This window comes from Pseudomonas sp. PDM25, from assembly GCF_019219045.1.
Lineage (GTDB): Bacteria > Pseudomonadota > Gammaproteobacteria > Pseudomonadales > Pseudomonadaceae > Aquipseudomonas.
Genome location: NZ_JAHUWL010000003.1, coordinates 121,669 through 135,883, shown reverse-complemented (window position 1 = coordinate 135,883; position 14,215 = coordinate 121,669). Strand labels below are relative to the sequence as shown.

Here is a 14,215-nt window from a genome sequence, read left to right as displayed (position 1 = left end):
ATTTCAGCCAGGCTGCAAAATCTGTGTTGTGCTCACGACCGTCGCATACTCGCCATGCAAATTCCCTAGCGACATCGCATGCACTTCCTCGGCTGTACGGGCTTTACCAAAGTAGTCAGCCTTGTCGAAGGTAAAACACGCATCCTCCACGACCCACGTTTCAAACCCCAGATTCCCGGCCGTTCGCGCCGTGGATTCCACTGAGTTGTTGGTCGCTACGCCGACAATGACCAACTGATCGATCCCCGCCGTTCGCAAACTTTTCTCAAGCCCCGTCGCACAAAACGCATCCGGCACCTGCTTTTGAACAAGCTGCTCATCGGTCTGTGGCTGAAACCGTTCCTGAAATTCCACCCCCGACTGCGCCGGCCAGAACACCGATTCCGGCGACCGGGACAAGTGCTGCACATGAATCACCGGTCGCCCGGTTCGACGCCAATGCCCTAGCAAATCGAGGATTCGCTGCTCGGCCTGAAGATTATTTCGGCGACCGAGTTTGGGATGCAGGATGCCTTTTTGTTGATCGATGATGATCAGCGCCGCGTTTGTTTTGAGCTCCATGCCGGTTTTTCTCATGCGGGGTCATTGAATTTCCCGCACTTCAGCATCACCTGTTCCTACAGGCAAGCTATCGAACGCAAACAGGACGACCTGATGCCGGCGTTTGCTGTCCGCAAGTAACGACATCTTTTGATTTGGAGTACTCCATGATCGACCTGTATTACTGGACCACCCCCAACGGCCACAAAATCTCGATATTCCTGGAAGAAGCCGGCCTGCCCTACAACGTGCACCCGATCAACATCAGCCAGAACGACCAGTTCAAACCCGATTTCCTGAAAATCTCCCCGAACAACAAAATTCCGGCCATCGTCGATCCCGAACCGGCCGATGGCGGTGAGCCGTTGGCACTGTTCGAGTCCGGGGCGATTTTGTTGTACCTGGCAGAGAAAACCGGCAAGTTTTTGCCCAAAGACCTGCGCGGTCGCCAACAAGCGCTGCAATGGTTGTTCTGGCAGATGGGCGGCCTGGGGCCGATGGCCGGGCAGAATCATCACTTCAGCCAATTCGCGCCGGAGAAAATCCCCTACGCAATCAAGCGCTACATCGACGAAACCGCCCGCCTCTATGGGGTACTCGACAAGCAGTTGGCCGATAAAGACTTCGTCGCCGGCAGCGAATACAGCATTGCCGACATGGCGATCTACCCGTGGATCGTTTCCCACAAGTGGCAGAGTCAGAACCTGGAAGACTTCCCCAACGTGCTGCGCTGGTACAACCACATCCAGAGCCGTCCGGCGACGGTGAAGGCGTATGCGCTGGTGGCCAAGGTCAATCCGCCTAAATCCTGAAAAACGACGCACTTTCCTTGTGATGCTTTCAATGTGGCGAGGGGACTTGTCCCCGTTGGGTCGCGAAGCGCCCCCGGCATTCTTTCAGACAAACCACATTGAAAGTTGACGACTGCTACGCAGCCGAACGGGGACAAGTCCCCTCGCCACAGGGATGCATTGCCCAAGAAATTGTATTTATCGGACAAATCTTGAAATAACCCTATACCCCCGCTTGCGCGGGCACCTCCTGCTCACTAACGTAGCGCCTTTAATGACGCTACCCCCCCGCAGGAGCTTTGCCATGGCCTCGCCAGCCCTTACACATTTTCTTCCCCGGTTCGGCGTTGCCGCAGCAGTGGCCGGTGTTTTGAGCCTGACCGGTTGTCAGACCTGGAACACCCAGGACACCCTCCCGCCGACCACCGGTGTGCAGCCGCTCAAGGGCCTGGCGCAGAACGTTTCGGTACGCCGCAATGCCATGGGCATGCCGTTGATCGAAAGCAACACCTTCCACGACGCGCTGTTCACCCTGGGTTACGTCCATGCCACCGACCGCATCACGCAAATGGTCACCCTGCGCCTGTTGGCTCAGGGCCGTTTGTCAGAGATGTCCGGTTCGGACCTGCTCGACGCTGACCGATATATGCGCGCCGTCAATCTGAAGAAAAGCGCCGACGAGCTGTACAAGGCATCTTCGCCGCGCCTCAAACGCTTCTTCGAAGTCTATGCCCGCGGCGCCAACGCCTACCTGTTCCGCTATCGCGACAAACTGCCGGCAGACCTCGCGGCCACCGGCTACAAACCTGAATACTGGAAGCCGGAAGACTCGGCGCTGATTTTCTGCCTGCTGAACTTCAGCCAATCGGCCAACCTGCCGGAAGAGATTGCCTCGTTGATGCTGGCCCAGACCGTCAGCACCGATAAACTCCCGTGGCTGACCCCGTCCGCTCCCGATGAAAAACTGCCGCTGGCCGAAGCTGAAAAACTTCAGGGCATCAAGCTCAACGGGCAAGTCCCGGGCCTGGCCGAGATCAGCAAAGCCACGAGCCAACTCTCCGATCTGAACCTGCTGGGCGCCACCTCGTCGAACAACTGGGCGATCGGCCCGCAACGCAGCCGCAGCGGCAAAAGCCTGCTGGCCAGCGACAACCATGGCCCAATGGGCGTGCCATCGTTGTTCAGCTACGTGCAGATTCGCACGCCGAAGTACCAGGCTTCTGGTGTGACGATTGCCGGTTTGCCGATGGTGCTCGGCGGTTTCAACGGCAAAGTGGCCTGGAGCATGACCGCCGTCATGGGCGACAACCAGGACCTGTTCCTGGAAAAAATCAAACGCCAGGGCAATGGTCTTTCCTACGAGGTGGGTGGCAAATGGCAGCCGGCGATCGTGCGCAACGAAACTTACTTCGTCAAAGGCCAGCGGCCGATTCGCGAAGTGGTGTACGAAACCCGTCATGGCCCGCTGCTCAACAGTGCCCAAGGCACGACGCTGGCTAATGGTTTCGGCCTGGCCTTGCAGACGCCGAACTTCACCGATGACAAGAGCCTGGACGCGTTTTTCGACCTGTCCCGCGCCCAGACCGTCGAGAAAGCCTCGGACGCCAGCCGCGAAATCCGCGCCATCGCGCTGAACCTGGTATTTGCCGACGCCAGCAACATCGGCTGGCAAGTCACCGGTCGCTTCCCGAACCGTCGCGAAGGCGAAGGCCTGCTGCCGTCGCCGGGCTGGGAAGGTCGTTACGATTGGGATGGTTATGCCGACCCGATGCTCCACCCCTATGACCAGGATCCAGCCCAAGGCTGGCTCGGCACCGCCAACCAGCGAGTCATTCCGCATGGCTACGGCATGCAGTTGTCCAATTCCTGGTCGGCACCGGAGCGTGGCGAACGCCTGGCCGAACTGGCAGGCGTGGGCAAACACGACACGCGCAGCCTGATCGCCATGCAATACGACCAGACCACCACTTTCGCTGCCAAGCTGAAGAAGATGTTCGAAGCACCGGGCATGGCCAAGCCACTCAAGCAGGCCATTGAAGCGTTGCCTGAGGCGGATCGGGGCAAGGCTCGCGAGGCGTATACCCGCCTGATGGCCTTCGACGGCAAACTCAGCCCGACCTCCGCCGATGCCGCTATTTACGAGTTGTTCCTGCAGCAAAGCACCCAGCAAATCTTCCTCGACGAACTGGGCCCGCAAAGCAGCCCGGCGTGGAAAGCCTTTATCGCCAACGGCAAGTTGTCCTATGCGGCCCAGGCTGATCACCTGTTGGGGCGTGAGGACAGTCCGTTCTGGGATGACGCTCGCACGCCGCAGAAAGAAGATAAACCGGCGATCCTCGCCCGCAGTCTGGCGGCAGCGATCAGCGCGGGCGACAACCAATTGGGCGGCGATCGCAAAGCCTGGCAATGGGGCAAACTGCACCGCTACGAGTGGAAAAACGCCAGCGGCCAGACGGTGCGCGGTCCACTGGCAGCCGGTGGCGACCACACCACGCTGAATACCGCAGCATTCGCCTGGGGGCAGGATTTCAACACCACCCTGGCGCCAGCCATGCGCTTTATCGTCGACTTCGGCCAGGCGGAACCGCTGATGGGGCAAAACGGTACGGGGCAATCCGGTAATCCGGCGAGCCCGAACTACCTCGACAGCATTGATCCGTGGCTGAAGGGGCAATACATGAGTTTGCCGATGCAGCCGCAGAACTTTGACAAGGTGTATGGCAACAAGCGGTTGACTCTAACCCCTGGCAAGTAAGGTCACCATCGACCCAATGTGGGAGCGGGCTTGCTCGCGAAGGTGGTGTGTCAGTCAATATTATCGTCAACTGACACACCACCTTCGCGAGCAAGCCCGCTCCCACATGGGTATATCAATTGCCGATGAAAAATAAATAGAACTTCTCGTCTCGCGCAAACCTCATAGCTAACAAGTACCTCGATTTTGGTAACAACATGGATCTTGTTATCGCGCGTCCTGAAGGTTTGTACTGCCCGGTCGGGGATTTCTACATCGACCCGTGGCGGCCGGTCGAACGTTCAGTCATCACCCACGCTCACGGCGACCATGCCCGCATCGGCAACCGGCATTATCTGGCGGCCGCTCCCGGCGAAGGGATTTTGCGTGCGCGACTGGGTCAAGACATCAACCTGCAAACCCTGCCCTACGGTCAACCCCTGACCCACAATGGCGTCACCCTGAGTTTTCACCCCGCCGGGCATGTCCTCGGCTCAGCACAGGTGCGCCTGGAATATCGCGGCGAAGTCTGGGTCGCCTCGGGCGACTACAAAATCGAACCCGACGGCACCTGTGCGCCGTTCGAACCCGTGCGCTGCGATACCTTCATCACTGAATCGACCTTCGGCCTGCCGATTTATCGCTGGCAACCCCAGGCGCATGTCTTTGCCGAGATCAATCAGTGGTGGCAAGCCAACGCCGCCACCGACAAAACCAGCGTGTTGTTCTGTTACGCCTTCGGCAAGGCGCAGCGAATTCTCCACGGCATTGACGCCAGCCTCGGCCCCATTCTGGTGCATGGCGCGGTGGAGCCGCTCAATCAGGTTTATCGCGAAGGTGGCATTTATTTACCGCCCACGATCTATGCCGGCGAAGTACAAAAAAGCGACCCCATGATGCGCAAGGCGCTGGTCCTCGCCCCGCCTTCGGCTGGCGGCAGCACCTGGATGCGGCGCTTCGGCGACTACAGCGATGGTTTCGCCAGCGGCTGGATGCGTTTGCGTGGCACACGGCGGCGACGTGGCGTGGATCGTGGCTTTGTACTGTCTGACCACGCCGACTGGCCGGGCCTGCTCTGGGCCATCGAACAGACCGGTGCTGAGCGGGTGATAGTGACCCACGGTTCGGTCGGGGTACTGGTGCGCCATCTGCGCGAACAGGGTCTCGATGCCATGAGTTTCAGCACCGAGTACGGCGACGATGAGCAAGAAAACGCAGCCGTCGAACCCGAGAGCGCCGAGGTGCTGCCATGAAGGCGTTCGCCGATTTGTATGCCGAACTCGATGCCACGACGTCGAGCAACGCCAAACTGGTGGCGATGCAACACTACTTCGCCGAGGCAGCGCCGGAAGATGCCGCATGGGCTGTTTATTTTTTGTCCGGCGGGCGACCTCGGCAACTGGTGCCCGTGCGCATCCTGCGAGAGTTGGCGGTTGAGATCTCCGGCCTCGCGCCGTGGCTGTTCGAAGAGAGTTATCAGGCGGTCGGCGATTTGGCGGAAACCATTTCGCTGGTGCTGCCCGAAGCGCTTCACAGTTCCAACGATGGATTAGCGGTCTGGATTGAACGCAAACTGCTGCCGCTGCGCGGTGAAACCCCGCAAGTCCTCGCCGAGCGACTGCCTGCCCTGTGGTCGCAACTGGACCGCCAGAGCCTGATGCTCTGCATCAAACTGATCACCGGCAGTTTCCGCGTCGGCGTCTCCAAGTTGCTGGTCACCCGCGCCCTGGCGGCCATGGCCGGGCTCGACAGCAAACGCGTCGCCCAGCGTCTGGTGGGTTACACCGACCTGTCCAACCGCCCGAACGCGTGCGGTTATTTGAAGTTGATCGCCGCCGAATCGGCTGACGAACATGCCCAACGGGGCGGTCAGCCCTACCCGTTTTTCCTCGCTCACGCGTTATCTCAACCCGTTGAACAATTCGAAGCCCTGCTCGGCCCGGCCAGCCATTGGCAAGTGGAATGGAAGTGGGATGGCATTCGCGCCCAGGTGGTCAAACGCGACGGGCGACTGTGGATCTGGTCGCGAGGTGAAGAACTGGTCACCGAGCGCTTCCCCGAACTCGATAGCCTGGTTCACTGCTTGCCCGACGGTACGGTGATCGACGGTGAAATCGTCGCCTGGAAAACCGGAAAACCCACCACCGAAGACGCCTTCAACCCTCATTCCCCGGCTGCACCTGCAGTAAAGCCATTCGCGCTGCTGCAACAGCGGATCGGCCGTAAAACCCTGGACAAAAGAATCCTCGAAGAAGTGCCGGTGGTGATCCTCGCCTACGACCTGCTGGAATGGCAGGGTGAAGACTGGCGCAACCAGCCTCAATCCGAGCGTCGCACTCAACTGGAGCATGTCGTCGCCAGCGGCAACAACCCGGTGTTACTCGCCTCACCGGTACTCACTGGCGAAGACTGGTTCGACCTCGCCCGACAACGGCAAGCCTCTCGCAAGCTCGGTGTCGAAGGCATGATGCTCAAGGCCCGGGATGCGCTCTATGGCGTTGGACGGACCAAGGACATGGGCGTCTGGTGGAAATGGAAAGTCGACCCGTTCAGCGTCGATGCGGTGCTGATTTATGCGCAACGCGGCCATGGTCGCCGCGCCAGTCTCTACAGCGATTACACCTTCGCCGTGTGGGACGGACCGCCTGACGCGAGCAAACGCGCACTGGTGCCGTTCGCCAAAGCCTATTCAGGGCTGACCGACGAAGAAATGCGCCAGGTCGACATCATCGTGCGCAAGACCACCGTAGAGAAATTCGGGCCAGTGAGCAGTGTCACCCCGAGTCTGGTGTTTGAACTGGGATTTGAGGGCATCGCCCTGTCCAGGCGACACAAGAGCGGGATTGCGGTGCGGTTTCCGAGGATGCTGCGCTGGCGGCAGGATAAGTCGGTTGAGGAAGCTGACAATCTGGCGACGCTTCAGGATCTGCTCGGCTAAACCGATCCCCTGTGGGAGCGGGCTGGCTCCGGGCGGCGTTCCGACGAAAGCGGTATGTCAGGCACATTCATATCGACTGACACTCCCTCTTCGCGAGCAAGCCCGCTCCCACATGGATTTGTGCCATTCCGAACCAAGTTGGTGCAGCTGTTTCCAGGCGCCCGTTTTCGTGCACAAATCCCTCCTTGCCATTTCTTGAATCACCTTTTAAAACACTTGTTCGGGACTCTGGTTCGGAAATTGCTACTTTCATAGGGTCTTACGCTTTCCAGTAACAATAATTCTGCGCCACAAGCGCTCATATTGGTTTTTAGGGATTGAATAATGAAAAAAGCATTGCTGACCCTTTCTGCACTGGCGTTGTGCATGGCAGCCGGTTCCGCGCTGGCCAAGGAATACAAGGAATTGCGTTTTGGCGTTGATCCTTCCTACGCGCCGTTTGAGTCAAAAGCGGCTGACGGTAGCCTGGTAGGCTTCGACATCGATCTGGGCAACGCGATCTGCGCCGAGCTGAAGGTCAAGTGCAAATGGGTCGAAAGCGATTTCGACGGCATGATTCCGGGCCTGAAAGCCAATAAATTCGACGGCGTGATCTCTTCGATGACCGTCACCCCGGCCCGTGAAAAAGTCATCGACTTCTCCAGCGAGCTGTTCTCCGGCCCAACCGCTTACGTGTCCAAGAAAGGTTCTGGCATAACCGCAGACGTCGCTTCGCTCAAGGGCAAAACCGTCGGCTACGAACAAGGCACCATCCAGGAAGCCTATGCCAAAGCCATTCTGGACAAGGCGGGCGTGAAAACCCAAGCCTACGCCAACCAGGATCAGGTGTATTCCGACCTGACTTCCGGTCGTCTCGACGCCGGCATCCAGGACATGCTGCAGGCCGAACTGGGCTTTTTGAAGTCGCCACAAGGTGCCAATTACGAAGTCAGCAAGCCGGTCGACAACGAATTGCTGCCAGCCAAAACAGCTGTCGGTATCTCGAAAGGTAACAAAGACCTCAAGGCACTTCTTGATAAAGGTATCAAAGCGTTACACGACGACGGCACCTACGCCACCATTCAGAAGAAACACTTTGGCGATCTGAATCTGTACAGCGGCAAATAATGCCCGGCGCCCATCTCGCGATGGGCGCTTTTTTTATCCGATCAGGTTGCTGATTTATGTTCGAAAACCTCTTACAAAACCTGGGGCTCTCCGCCTTCAGCCTCAAGGGCTTCGGTCCGTTGCTGATGGAAGGCACCTGGATGACCATCAAATTATCGGCGCTGTCGCTGCTGGTAGCCGTGTTGCTCGGCCTGCTCGGCGCCAGTGCAAAACTGTCAAAAGTCAAACTGGTGCGCGTACCGGCGCAGGTCTACACCACGCTGATTCGCGGTGTGCCGGACCTGGTGCTGATGCTGTTGATCTTCTACAGCCTGCAAACCTGGCTGACGTCGTTTACCGACTTCATGGAATGGGAATACATCGAGATCAACCCGTTCAGCGCCGGGGTCATCACCCTGGGCTTTATTTATGGCGCGTACTTCACCGAAACCTTTCGTGGCGCGATTCTCGCGGTCCCACGGGGCCAGGTCGAAGCGGCAACCGCGTATGGCCTCAAGCGCGGCCAGCGTTTCTGGATCGTAGTGTTCCCGCAGATGATGCGTTTTGCCCTGCCGGGTATCGGTAACAACTGGATGGTGATGCTCAAGGCCACCGCACTGGTCTCGATCATCGGCCTCGCCGACCTGGTCAAGGCTGCGCAGGATGCCGGCAAAAGCACTTATCAACTGTTCTACTTCCTGGTGCTTGCAGCGCTGATTTACCTGCTGATCACCAGCGCCTCCAACGTCATCCTGCGCTGGCTCGAACGTCGTTACGCCGCTGGTTCCCGGGAGGCCGTACGATGATCGAACTTCTGCAGGAATACTGGAAACCCTTCCTTTATAGCGACGGCAACAACATCACCGGCCTGGCCATGACCCTGTGGCTGCTCAGCGCGTCGATCTTCATCGGCTTCCTGGTGTCGATTCCGCTGTCCATCGCCCGGGTTTCACCACACTTCTACGTCCGCTGGCCGGTGCAGTTCTACACCTACCTGTTCCGCGGTACGCCGTTGTATATCCAGCTGCTGATTTGCTACACCGGCATCTACAGCCTGGCCGCCGTGCGCGCCCAACCGGTGCTGGATGCGTTCTTTCGCGATGCGATGAACTGCACGATCCTGGCCTTCGCCCTGAACACCTGCGCCTACACCACGGAGATTTTCGCCGGGGCGATTCGCAGCATGGCGCATGGTGAAGTCGAAGCGGCCAAGGCTTACGGTCTGACAGGCTGGAAGCTTTATGCCTACGTGATCATGCCTTCGGCCCTTCGTCGTTCGTTGCCTTATTACAGCAACGAAGTGATTTTGATGCTGCACTCAACCACCGTGGCCTTCACCGCGACCATCCCGGACATCTTGAAAGTCGCGCGGGACGCCAACTCGGCGACCTTCCTGACCTTCCAGTCGTTCGGCATCGCCGCGCTGATCTACCTGACCGTTACCTTTGCGCTGGTCGGCCTGTTCCGCCTCGCCGAACGCCGATGGCTGGCCTTCCTCGGGCCGACCCACTAGGACCCGCTTTAGGGATAAAGAGACATGCGCCACCAGATTCATGACCTGCTGGCCCCGCTGCCGGGGACCGCGCGACAGATTCACAGCTTTCACTTCGGCCCCTCATCGGCCAAAGGCAAGATTTACATCCAGTCATCCCTGCATGCCGACGAAATGCCCGGCATGCTGGTTGCCTGGCACCTCAAGCAACGTCTGGCGGAACTCGAAGCCGCCGGCCGTTTGCGCAGCGAAATCGTGCTGGTGCCGGTGGCCAACCCGGTCGGCCTCGAACAAGTGCTGATGGATGTGCCGCTGGGCCGTTACGACCTCGAAAGCGGGCAGAACTTCAATCGCTGGTTCGTCGACTTGAGCGAAGCCGTTGGCAACGAGATCGAAGGCCTGCTCGGCGACGATCCGCAGCACAACCTCGAACTGATTCGCAGCAGCCTGCGCAATGCCCTCGCCCAACAGACGGCCAGCACGCAACTGCAATCCCAGCGCCTGGCTCTGCAACGGCTGGCCTGCGATGCCGACATGGTGCTGGACCTGCATTGCGATTTCGAAGCGGTCACCCACCTTTACACCACGCCCGAGGCCTGGCCGCAGGTCGAGCCATTGGCGCGGTACATCGGCGCCGAAGCCAGCCTGCTGGCGACCGACTCCGGCGGTCAGTCGTTCGATGAATGCTTCACCCTGCTCTGGTGGCAGTTGAAGGAACGCTTCGGCGAACACTTTGATATTCCGCTGGGCAGTTTTTCGGTCACCGTCGAATTGCGCGGCCAGGGTGACGTCAATCACCCGCTGGCCAGCCTTGATTGCCAGGCGCTGATCAATTACCTGACTCACTTCGGCGCCATTGCCGGCGAACCGGCGTCGCTGCCTGAACTGCCCTACCCGGCTACGCCGCTGGCCGGTGTTGAACCAGTAGCGACACCGGTCGGCGGGCTGCTGGTGTTTACCGCGCTACCAGGGGAATACCTCGAAGCCGGGCAACTGATTGCAGAAATCATCGACCCGATCCTTGACCGCGTCACCCCCGTTCATTGCACCGTCGCCGGGTTGATGTACGCCCGCTCGCTACGGCGCATGGCCACTGCCGGCATGGTGATCGCCCACATTGCGGGCACCGAAGCCTATCGCAGCGGCTACCTACTTTCGCCTTGAGGATGCATGCCCCATGTACAAACTGACCATTGAAGGCCTGCATAAAAGCTATGGCGAACATGAAGTACTCAAAGGCGTTTCGCTCAAGGCCAACACCGGCGACGTCATCAGCCTGATCGGCGCCAGCGGCTCGGGCAAAAGTACCTTCCTGCGTTGCATCAACTTTCTCGAACAGCCCAACGACGGCGCCATGAGCCTGGACGGCAAGAATATCCGCATGATCAAGGATCGCCACGGCATGCACGTGGCCGATGCCAATGAACTGCAACGGATCCGCACCCGCCTGGCCATGGTGTTCCAACACTTCAACCTGTGGAGCCACATGACGGTGCTGGAAAACATCACCATGGCCCCGCGTCGGGTGCTGGGGTGCAGCAAGCAGGAAGCCGAAGACCGTGCCCGACGCTATCTCGACAAGGTCGGCCTGGCCTCGCGCGTAGCGGATCAATACCCGGCGTTTCTTTCCGGCGGTCAACAGCAACGCGTGGCGATTGCCCGGGCACTCGCCATGGAGCCAGAAGTGATGCTGTTCGACGAACCCACCTCGGCCCTCGATCCCGAACTGGTGGGTGAGGTGCTCAGGGTGATTCAGGGTCTGGCCGAGGAAGGCCGAACCATGATCATGGTGACCCACGAAATGAGCTTCGCCCGTAAGGTCTCGAATCAGGTGTTGTTCCTGCACCAGGGATTGGTGGAGGAAGAAGGTGCACCGGAAGACGTGTTGGGCAATCCGAAGAGTGAGCGGCTGAAGCAGTTCCTGAGCGGCAACCTCAAGTAACCCTAAAACCCTGTAGGAGCAAAGCTTGCTCGCGATAAAGGCGACGCGGTCCATTAACGACCGGGTTATCGTTCATCGCGAGCAAGCTTTGCTCCTACGTGCGTTTTGGTATCAGGCTACAGGCGCGGGAGGCGGCTCATCCGGCAAGGTAGGCTCACCGGGCTCGGTGGGTTGTTCGTTGGGGGTATCGGGATCAGGCTGACCGGGGATGCCCCCTGCCATGTTGATAGGTGGATGTGCCAACAAGGACCAGGCCAAAACGCCAACCTGATTGGGCTCAAGCCTTGCCAGTTCGGCACTTATTCGCGGATCGATCTTCATAGGGCACTCCTGAGCGATGGCCCGTCCGCGTTGCGCGAACCGGGCAGTACACCCAATAGAGTGTCTACCCGCTCAAGAATTCCCATGACTTCCCGGACGAACGGATCAGGTGCGTGGCAGGGTGACGCCGCGCTGGCCCTGATATTTGCCGCCACGGTCCTTGTAGGACACTTCGCACTCTTCGTCGGATTCAAGGAACAGCATCTGTGCCACGCCTTCGTTCGCGTAGATTTTCGCCGGCAGATTGGTGGTGTTGGAGAACTCCAGGGTCACATGACCCTCCCACTCAGGCTCAAGCGGCGTGACGTTGACGATAATACCGCAGCGCGCATAGGTGCTTTTACCCAAGCAAATGGTCAATACATTACGCGGAATGCGGAAATATTCGACGGTGCTGGCCAGGGCGAAGGAGTTCGGTGGAATGATGCACACGTCGCTGTGGATATCGACGAAGCTGCCGGCATCGAAGTTTTTCGGGTCGACGATTGCCGAATTGATGTTGGTGAACACCTTGAAATGATTTGTGCAACGCACATCGTAGCCATAGCTCGACACGCCGTAGGAGATCACACGGCTATCGTCGCTGCCGCGCACCTGGCGCTCTACGAAGGGCTCGATCATGCCGTGCTCTTGCGCCATGCGGCGAATCCACTTGTCCGATTTGATGCTCATGGCGGGTGTCCTGAATAGCGAGGTGGAAAAAATCTGTCCGGCATCTTACCGGGCGCGCGCTTCGGGTTCAAAGTCCGGGTCACAAATCTTGGCGATCCCCCGTAATTTCCGGCCCTTGGGGGAAAACCAGCGGACCGTCAGTCATGAAAACAGAGAAACCTTCACCGCAAGCATTGGCACGTTCCTGAAAAAGGGTTAAGGTGGCGCCACTGTGCTGCTTGTGTCACTGAGAATCTCTACACGATATGTTGAATTTCGATCCAACCATCTACAAGAATTTTTCCTGCTCTTTGCACTCAGTCTCGGCCAGGGTTCTTCCTGAGTCGCAGTTATCTTTGTTCAAGGAGTTACACCATGTCTAATCGCCAAACTGGTACCGTTAAGTGGTTCAACGATGAAAAAGGCTTCGGCTTCATCACTCCACAATCCGGTGACGACCTGTTCGTTCACTTCAAAGCTATCCAATCCGACGGCTTCAAAAGCCTGAAAGAAGGCCAACAGGTTTCTTTCATCGCTACCCGCGGTCAGAAAGGCATGCAAGCTGAAGAAGTTCAAGTTATCTAACTTGTACTTGCTTTAGTAAAAAGCCCCGCCCTCAAAAGCGGGGCTTTTTTGTGCCTGTCTGTTTTGCAGGCAAAAAAAATCGCAGCCCATGGCTGCGATTTTTTGCGTCTTACCAGGCCACACCAAACCCGGCGGTGTACCGAGTCTTGTCCAGATCAGCATCATCGGTGCCGCTGATGATGTCTCGTTCGGCCTTCAGGTTAAGCGATGCCCATTCGGTCACTTTGTAGCGCAAGCCCATTTCAGCATCGAGCGCGTAATCCGCTACGCCCGACAACGGCTTGCCCACTTCGCCATTGGTGAAGAATTCCACCTTCTTGCCGATCAGGTAGCGGTTGTAATCCCACTTCATTGCCACGGAATAGAAGTTTTCCTTGCTGCCGTCAGCGAACTCATAGTCCGTGCGGTTGACCAGCGACCCCAGCGAGAACGCGCCCAGCTCGTCGTCCCAGAATTGGTAACCGGGGCCGGTACCGACGGTGCGCTGACGAGAGAGCTCTTCGACCTTGTCGCGCTTATAGACTGCGCGGCCCTGCCAGAACCACTTCTCGGTCAGGAAGCGGTCGAGCGAGTATTCGCCCCGCCAGTTGTCGGTAGTGACCACATCATCCTGAAATTCGCGGTTGTACTCGCCTTCTGCGGTGTGTCGCCATCTGCCATGACGCGCAGTGGTCTTGAAGTCGATATCGTAATCGTCGGTGTCTTTTTCGGCCCGCTGATAATCCAGCGCTGCATCGACATTACCCTTCCACACCAAATCCTCGATGACAGGCTTTGGCTTGAGAATCTGCTGAATGCTGGCCAGCTCCACAGTCTTGGGAGCGTCGCCGTTGGCCAGGGTGACCTTGCCGTCTTCTGCCGCATGCAGCGCCTTGGCCTTTTCACCGGTGTAGGCGTCCTGCTTGACCAGCAACTGCTGATCGCTTTCCAGGGTTTTGACCTGCTTCCAGTCGATCGGGACGGCACCGGCGTATTCGGTCTGGATCAACAGCTTGCCGCCATCGAAAACGGTGATCTTGCCGCTCAGCTTGTCACCGTTCTTCAACCAGACGGTATCGGCGAGCAAGGGCGTGGAGGTACTGACGACAGCAAGGCACAGCAGGGTTCTGGACAACATAAGCAAATACAGGCTCAA

At 58.4% G+C, this 14,215-nt stretch carries 14 protein-coding genes; 10 read left to right on the top strand and 4 right to left on the bottom strand.

What is annotated here, in order from left to right; translation table 11 throughout:
• Nucleotides 1-3 precede the first annotated feature (3 nt).
• Nucleotides 4-561, bottom strand: a complete 558-nt coding sequence (locus tag KW848_RS06165) for a cysteine hydrolase family protein (protein ID WP_218536526.1) — start codon at nt 559-561, stop codon at nt 4-6.
• Between the two features lie 146 nt (nt 562-707).
• Between KW848_RS06165 and KW848_RS06160 the strand changes: the two genes are divergently transcribed.
• The 9 genes from KW848_RS06160 (at nt 708) to KW848_RS06120 (ending at nt 11,523) form a co-directional block, all read left to right on the top strand.
• Nucleotides 708-1,352, top strand: coding sequence for a glutathione S-transferase N-terminal domain-containing protein (locus KW848_RS06160; protein WP_218536324.1), 645 nt, complete (start codon nt 708-710; stop codon nt 1,350-1,352).
• A gap of 283 nt (nt 1,353-1,635) precedes the next feature.
• Nucleotides 1,636-4,086 carry a penicillin acylase family protein gene (locus KW848_RS06155; protein ID WP_218536323.1) on the top strand — a complete coding sequence of 817 codons (2,451 nt, stop codon included), beginning with the start codon at nt 1,636-1,638 and terminating at the stop codon, nt 4,084-4,086.
• Nucleotides 4,087-4,283: 197 nt separating this feature from the next.
• Nucleotides 4,284-5,318, top strand: coding sequence for a ligase-associated DNA damage response exonuclease (locus tag KW848_RS06150; protein WP_218536322.1), 1,035 nt, complete (start codon nt 4,284-4,286; stop codon nt 5,316-5,318).
• Nucleotides 5,315-7,003: an ATP-dependent DNA ligase gene (locus tag KW848_RS06145; protein WP_218536321.1), complete on the top strand. Its 1,689-nt coding sequence runs from the start codon at nt 5,315-5,317 to the stop codon at nt 7,001-7,003. Before KW848_RS06150 ends, KW848_RS06145 begins: the two co-directional genes overlap by 4 nt.
• A 324-nt stretch (nt 7,004-7,327) precedes the next feature.
• Nucleotides 7,328-8,110: a transporter substrate-binding domain-containing protein gene (locus KW848_RS06140; RefSeq protein WP_218536320.1), complete on the top strand. Its 783-nt coding sequence runs from the start codon at nt 7,328-7,330 to the stop codon at nt 8,108-8,110.
• Nucleotides 8,111-8,166: 56 nt separating this feature from the next.
• Nucleotides 8,167-8,895 (top strand): ABC transporter permease, encoded by a 729-nt coding sequence (locus KW848_RS06135; protein ID WP_218536319.1) that lies wholly within the window; start codon nt 8,167-8,169, stop codon nt 8,893-8,895.
• Complete coding sequence (locus tag KW848_RS06130; protein WP_140892483.1) at nt 8,892-9,602, top strand: ABC transporter permease; 711 nt, start codon at nt 8,892-8,894, stop codon at nt 9,600-9,602. Before KW848_RS06135 ends, KW848_RS06130 begins: the two co-directional genes overlap by 4 nt.
• A 24-nt stretch (nt 9,603-9,626) precedes the next feature.
• Nucleotides 9,627-10,745, top strand: coding sequence for a succinylglutamate desuccinylase/aspartoacylase family protein (locus tag KW848_RS06125; protein WP_218536318.1), 1,119 nt, complete (start codon nt 9,627-9,629; stop codon nt 10,743-10,745).
• 13 nt (nt 10,746-10,758) lie between these two features.
• The gene (locus KW848_RS06120; RefSeq protein WP_111450968.1) at nt 10,759-11,523 is read left to right on the top strand and encodes an ABC transporter ATP-binding protein; all 765 of its coding nucleotides are present in this window, start codon (nt 10,759-10,761) and stop codon (nt 11,521-11,523) included.
• 111 nt (nt 11,524-11,634) lie between these two features.
• Here the strand turns inward: KW848_RS06120 and KW848_RS06115 are convergent, their stop codons facing one another.
• Both KW848_RS06115 and dcd read right to left on the bottom strand, forming a co-directional pair.
• The gene (locus tag KW848_RS06115) at nt 11,635-11,844 is read right to left on the bottom strand and encodes a hypothetical protein (protein ID WP_008153934.1); all 210 of its coding nucleotides are present in this window, start codon (nt 11,842-11,844) and stop codon (nt 11,635-11,637) included.
• Between the two features lie 105 nt (nt 11,845-11,949).
• The gene (dcd, locus tag KW848_RS06110; RefSeq protein ID WP_007904652.1) at nt 11,950-12,516 is read right to left on the bottom strand and encodes a dCTP deaminase; all 567 of its coding nucleotides are present in this window, start codon (nt 12,514-12,516) and stop codon (nt 11,950-11,952) included.
• 354 nt (nt 12,517-12,870) lie between these two features.
• On the opposite strand from dcd, the gene KW848_RS06105 reads away from it, so the two are divergent.
• Nucleotides 12,871-13,080 carry a cold-shock protein gene (locus KW848_RS06105; RefSeq protein WP_002554837.1) on the top strand — a complete coding sequence of 70 codons (210 nt, stop codon included), beginning with the start codon at nt 12,871-12,873 and terminating at the stop codon, nt 13,078-13,080.
• Nucleotides 13,081-13,189: 109 nt separating this feature from the next.
• Here KW848_RS06105 and KW848_RS06100 read toward each other — a convergent pair whose 3' ends face one another.
• The gene (locus KW848_RS06100) at nt 13,190-14,197 is read right to left on the bottom strand and encodes a DUF481 domain-containing protein (protein WP_218536317.1); all 1,008 of its coding nucleotides are present in this window, start codon (nt 14,195-14,197) and stop codon (nt 13,190-13,192) included.
• Between the last annotated feature and the right edge of the window lie 18 nt (nt 14,198-14,215).

What these genes read in the sequence shown, in the direction of transcription:
- KW848_RS06165 (WP_218536526.1), bottom strand. Translation starts at nt 561, where the DNA reads ATGGAGCTCAAAACAAACGCGGCGCTGATCATCATCGATCAACAAAAA.
- KW848_RS06160 (WP_218536324.1), top strand. Translation starts at nt 708, where the DNA reads ATGATCGACCTGTATTACTGGACCACCCCCAACGGCCACAAAATCTCG.
- KW848_RS06155 (WP_218536323.1), top strand. Translation starts at nt 1,636, where the DNA reads ATGGCCTCGCCAGCCCTTACACATTTTCTTCCCCGGTTCGGCGTTGCC.
- KW848_RS06150 (WP_218536322.1), top strand. Translation starts at nt 4,284, where the DNA reads ATGGATCTTGTTATCGCGCGTCCTGAAGGTTTGTACTGCCCGGTCGGG.
- KW848_RS06145 (WP_218536321.1), top strand. Translation starts at nt 5,315, where the DNA reads ATGAAGGCGTTCGCCGATTTGTATGCCGAACTCGATGCCACGACGTCG.
- KW848_RS06140 (WP_218536320.1), top strand. Translation starts at nt 7,328, where the DNA reads ATGAAAAAAGCATTGCTGACCCTTTCTGCACTGGCGTTGTGCATGGCA.
- KW848_RS06135 (WP_218536319.1), top strand. Translation starts at nt 8,167, where the DNA reads ATGTTCGAAAACCTCTTACAAAACCTGGGGCTCTCCGCCTTCAGCCTC.
- KW848_RS06130 (WP_140892483.1), top strand. Translation starts at nt 8,892, where the DNA reads ATGATCGAACTTCTGCAGGAATACTGGAAACCCTTCCTTTATAGCGAC.
- KW848_RS06125 (WP_218536318.1), top strand. Translation starts at nt 9,627, where the DNA reads ATGCGCCACCAGATTCATGACCTGCTGGCCCCGCTGCCGGGGACCGCG.
- KW848_RS06120 (WP_111450968.1), top strand. Translation starts at nt 10,759, where the DNA reads ATGTACAAACTGACCATTGAAGGCCTGCATAAAAGCTATGGCGAACAT.
- KW848_RS06115 (WP_008153934.1), bottom strand. Translation starts at nt 11,844, where the DNA reads ATGAAGATCGATCCGCGAATAAGTGCCGAACTGGCAAGGCTTGAGCCC.
- dcd (WP_007904652.1), bottom strand. Translation starts at nt 12,516, where the DNA reads ATGAGCATCAAATCGGACAAGTGGATTCGCCGCATGGCGCAAGAGCAC.
- KW848_RS06105 (WP_002554837.1), top strand. Translation starts at nt 12,871, where the DNA reads ATGTCTAATCGCCAAACTGGTACCGTTAAGTGGTTCAACGATGAAAAA.
- KW848_RS06100 (WP_218536317.1), bottom strand. Translation starts at nt 14,197, where the DNA reads ATGTTGTCCAGAACCCTGCTGTGCCTTGCTGTCGTCAGTACCTCCACG.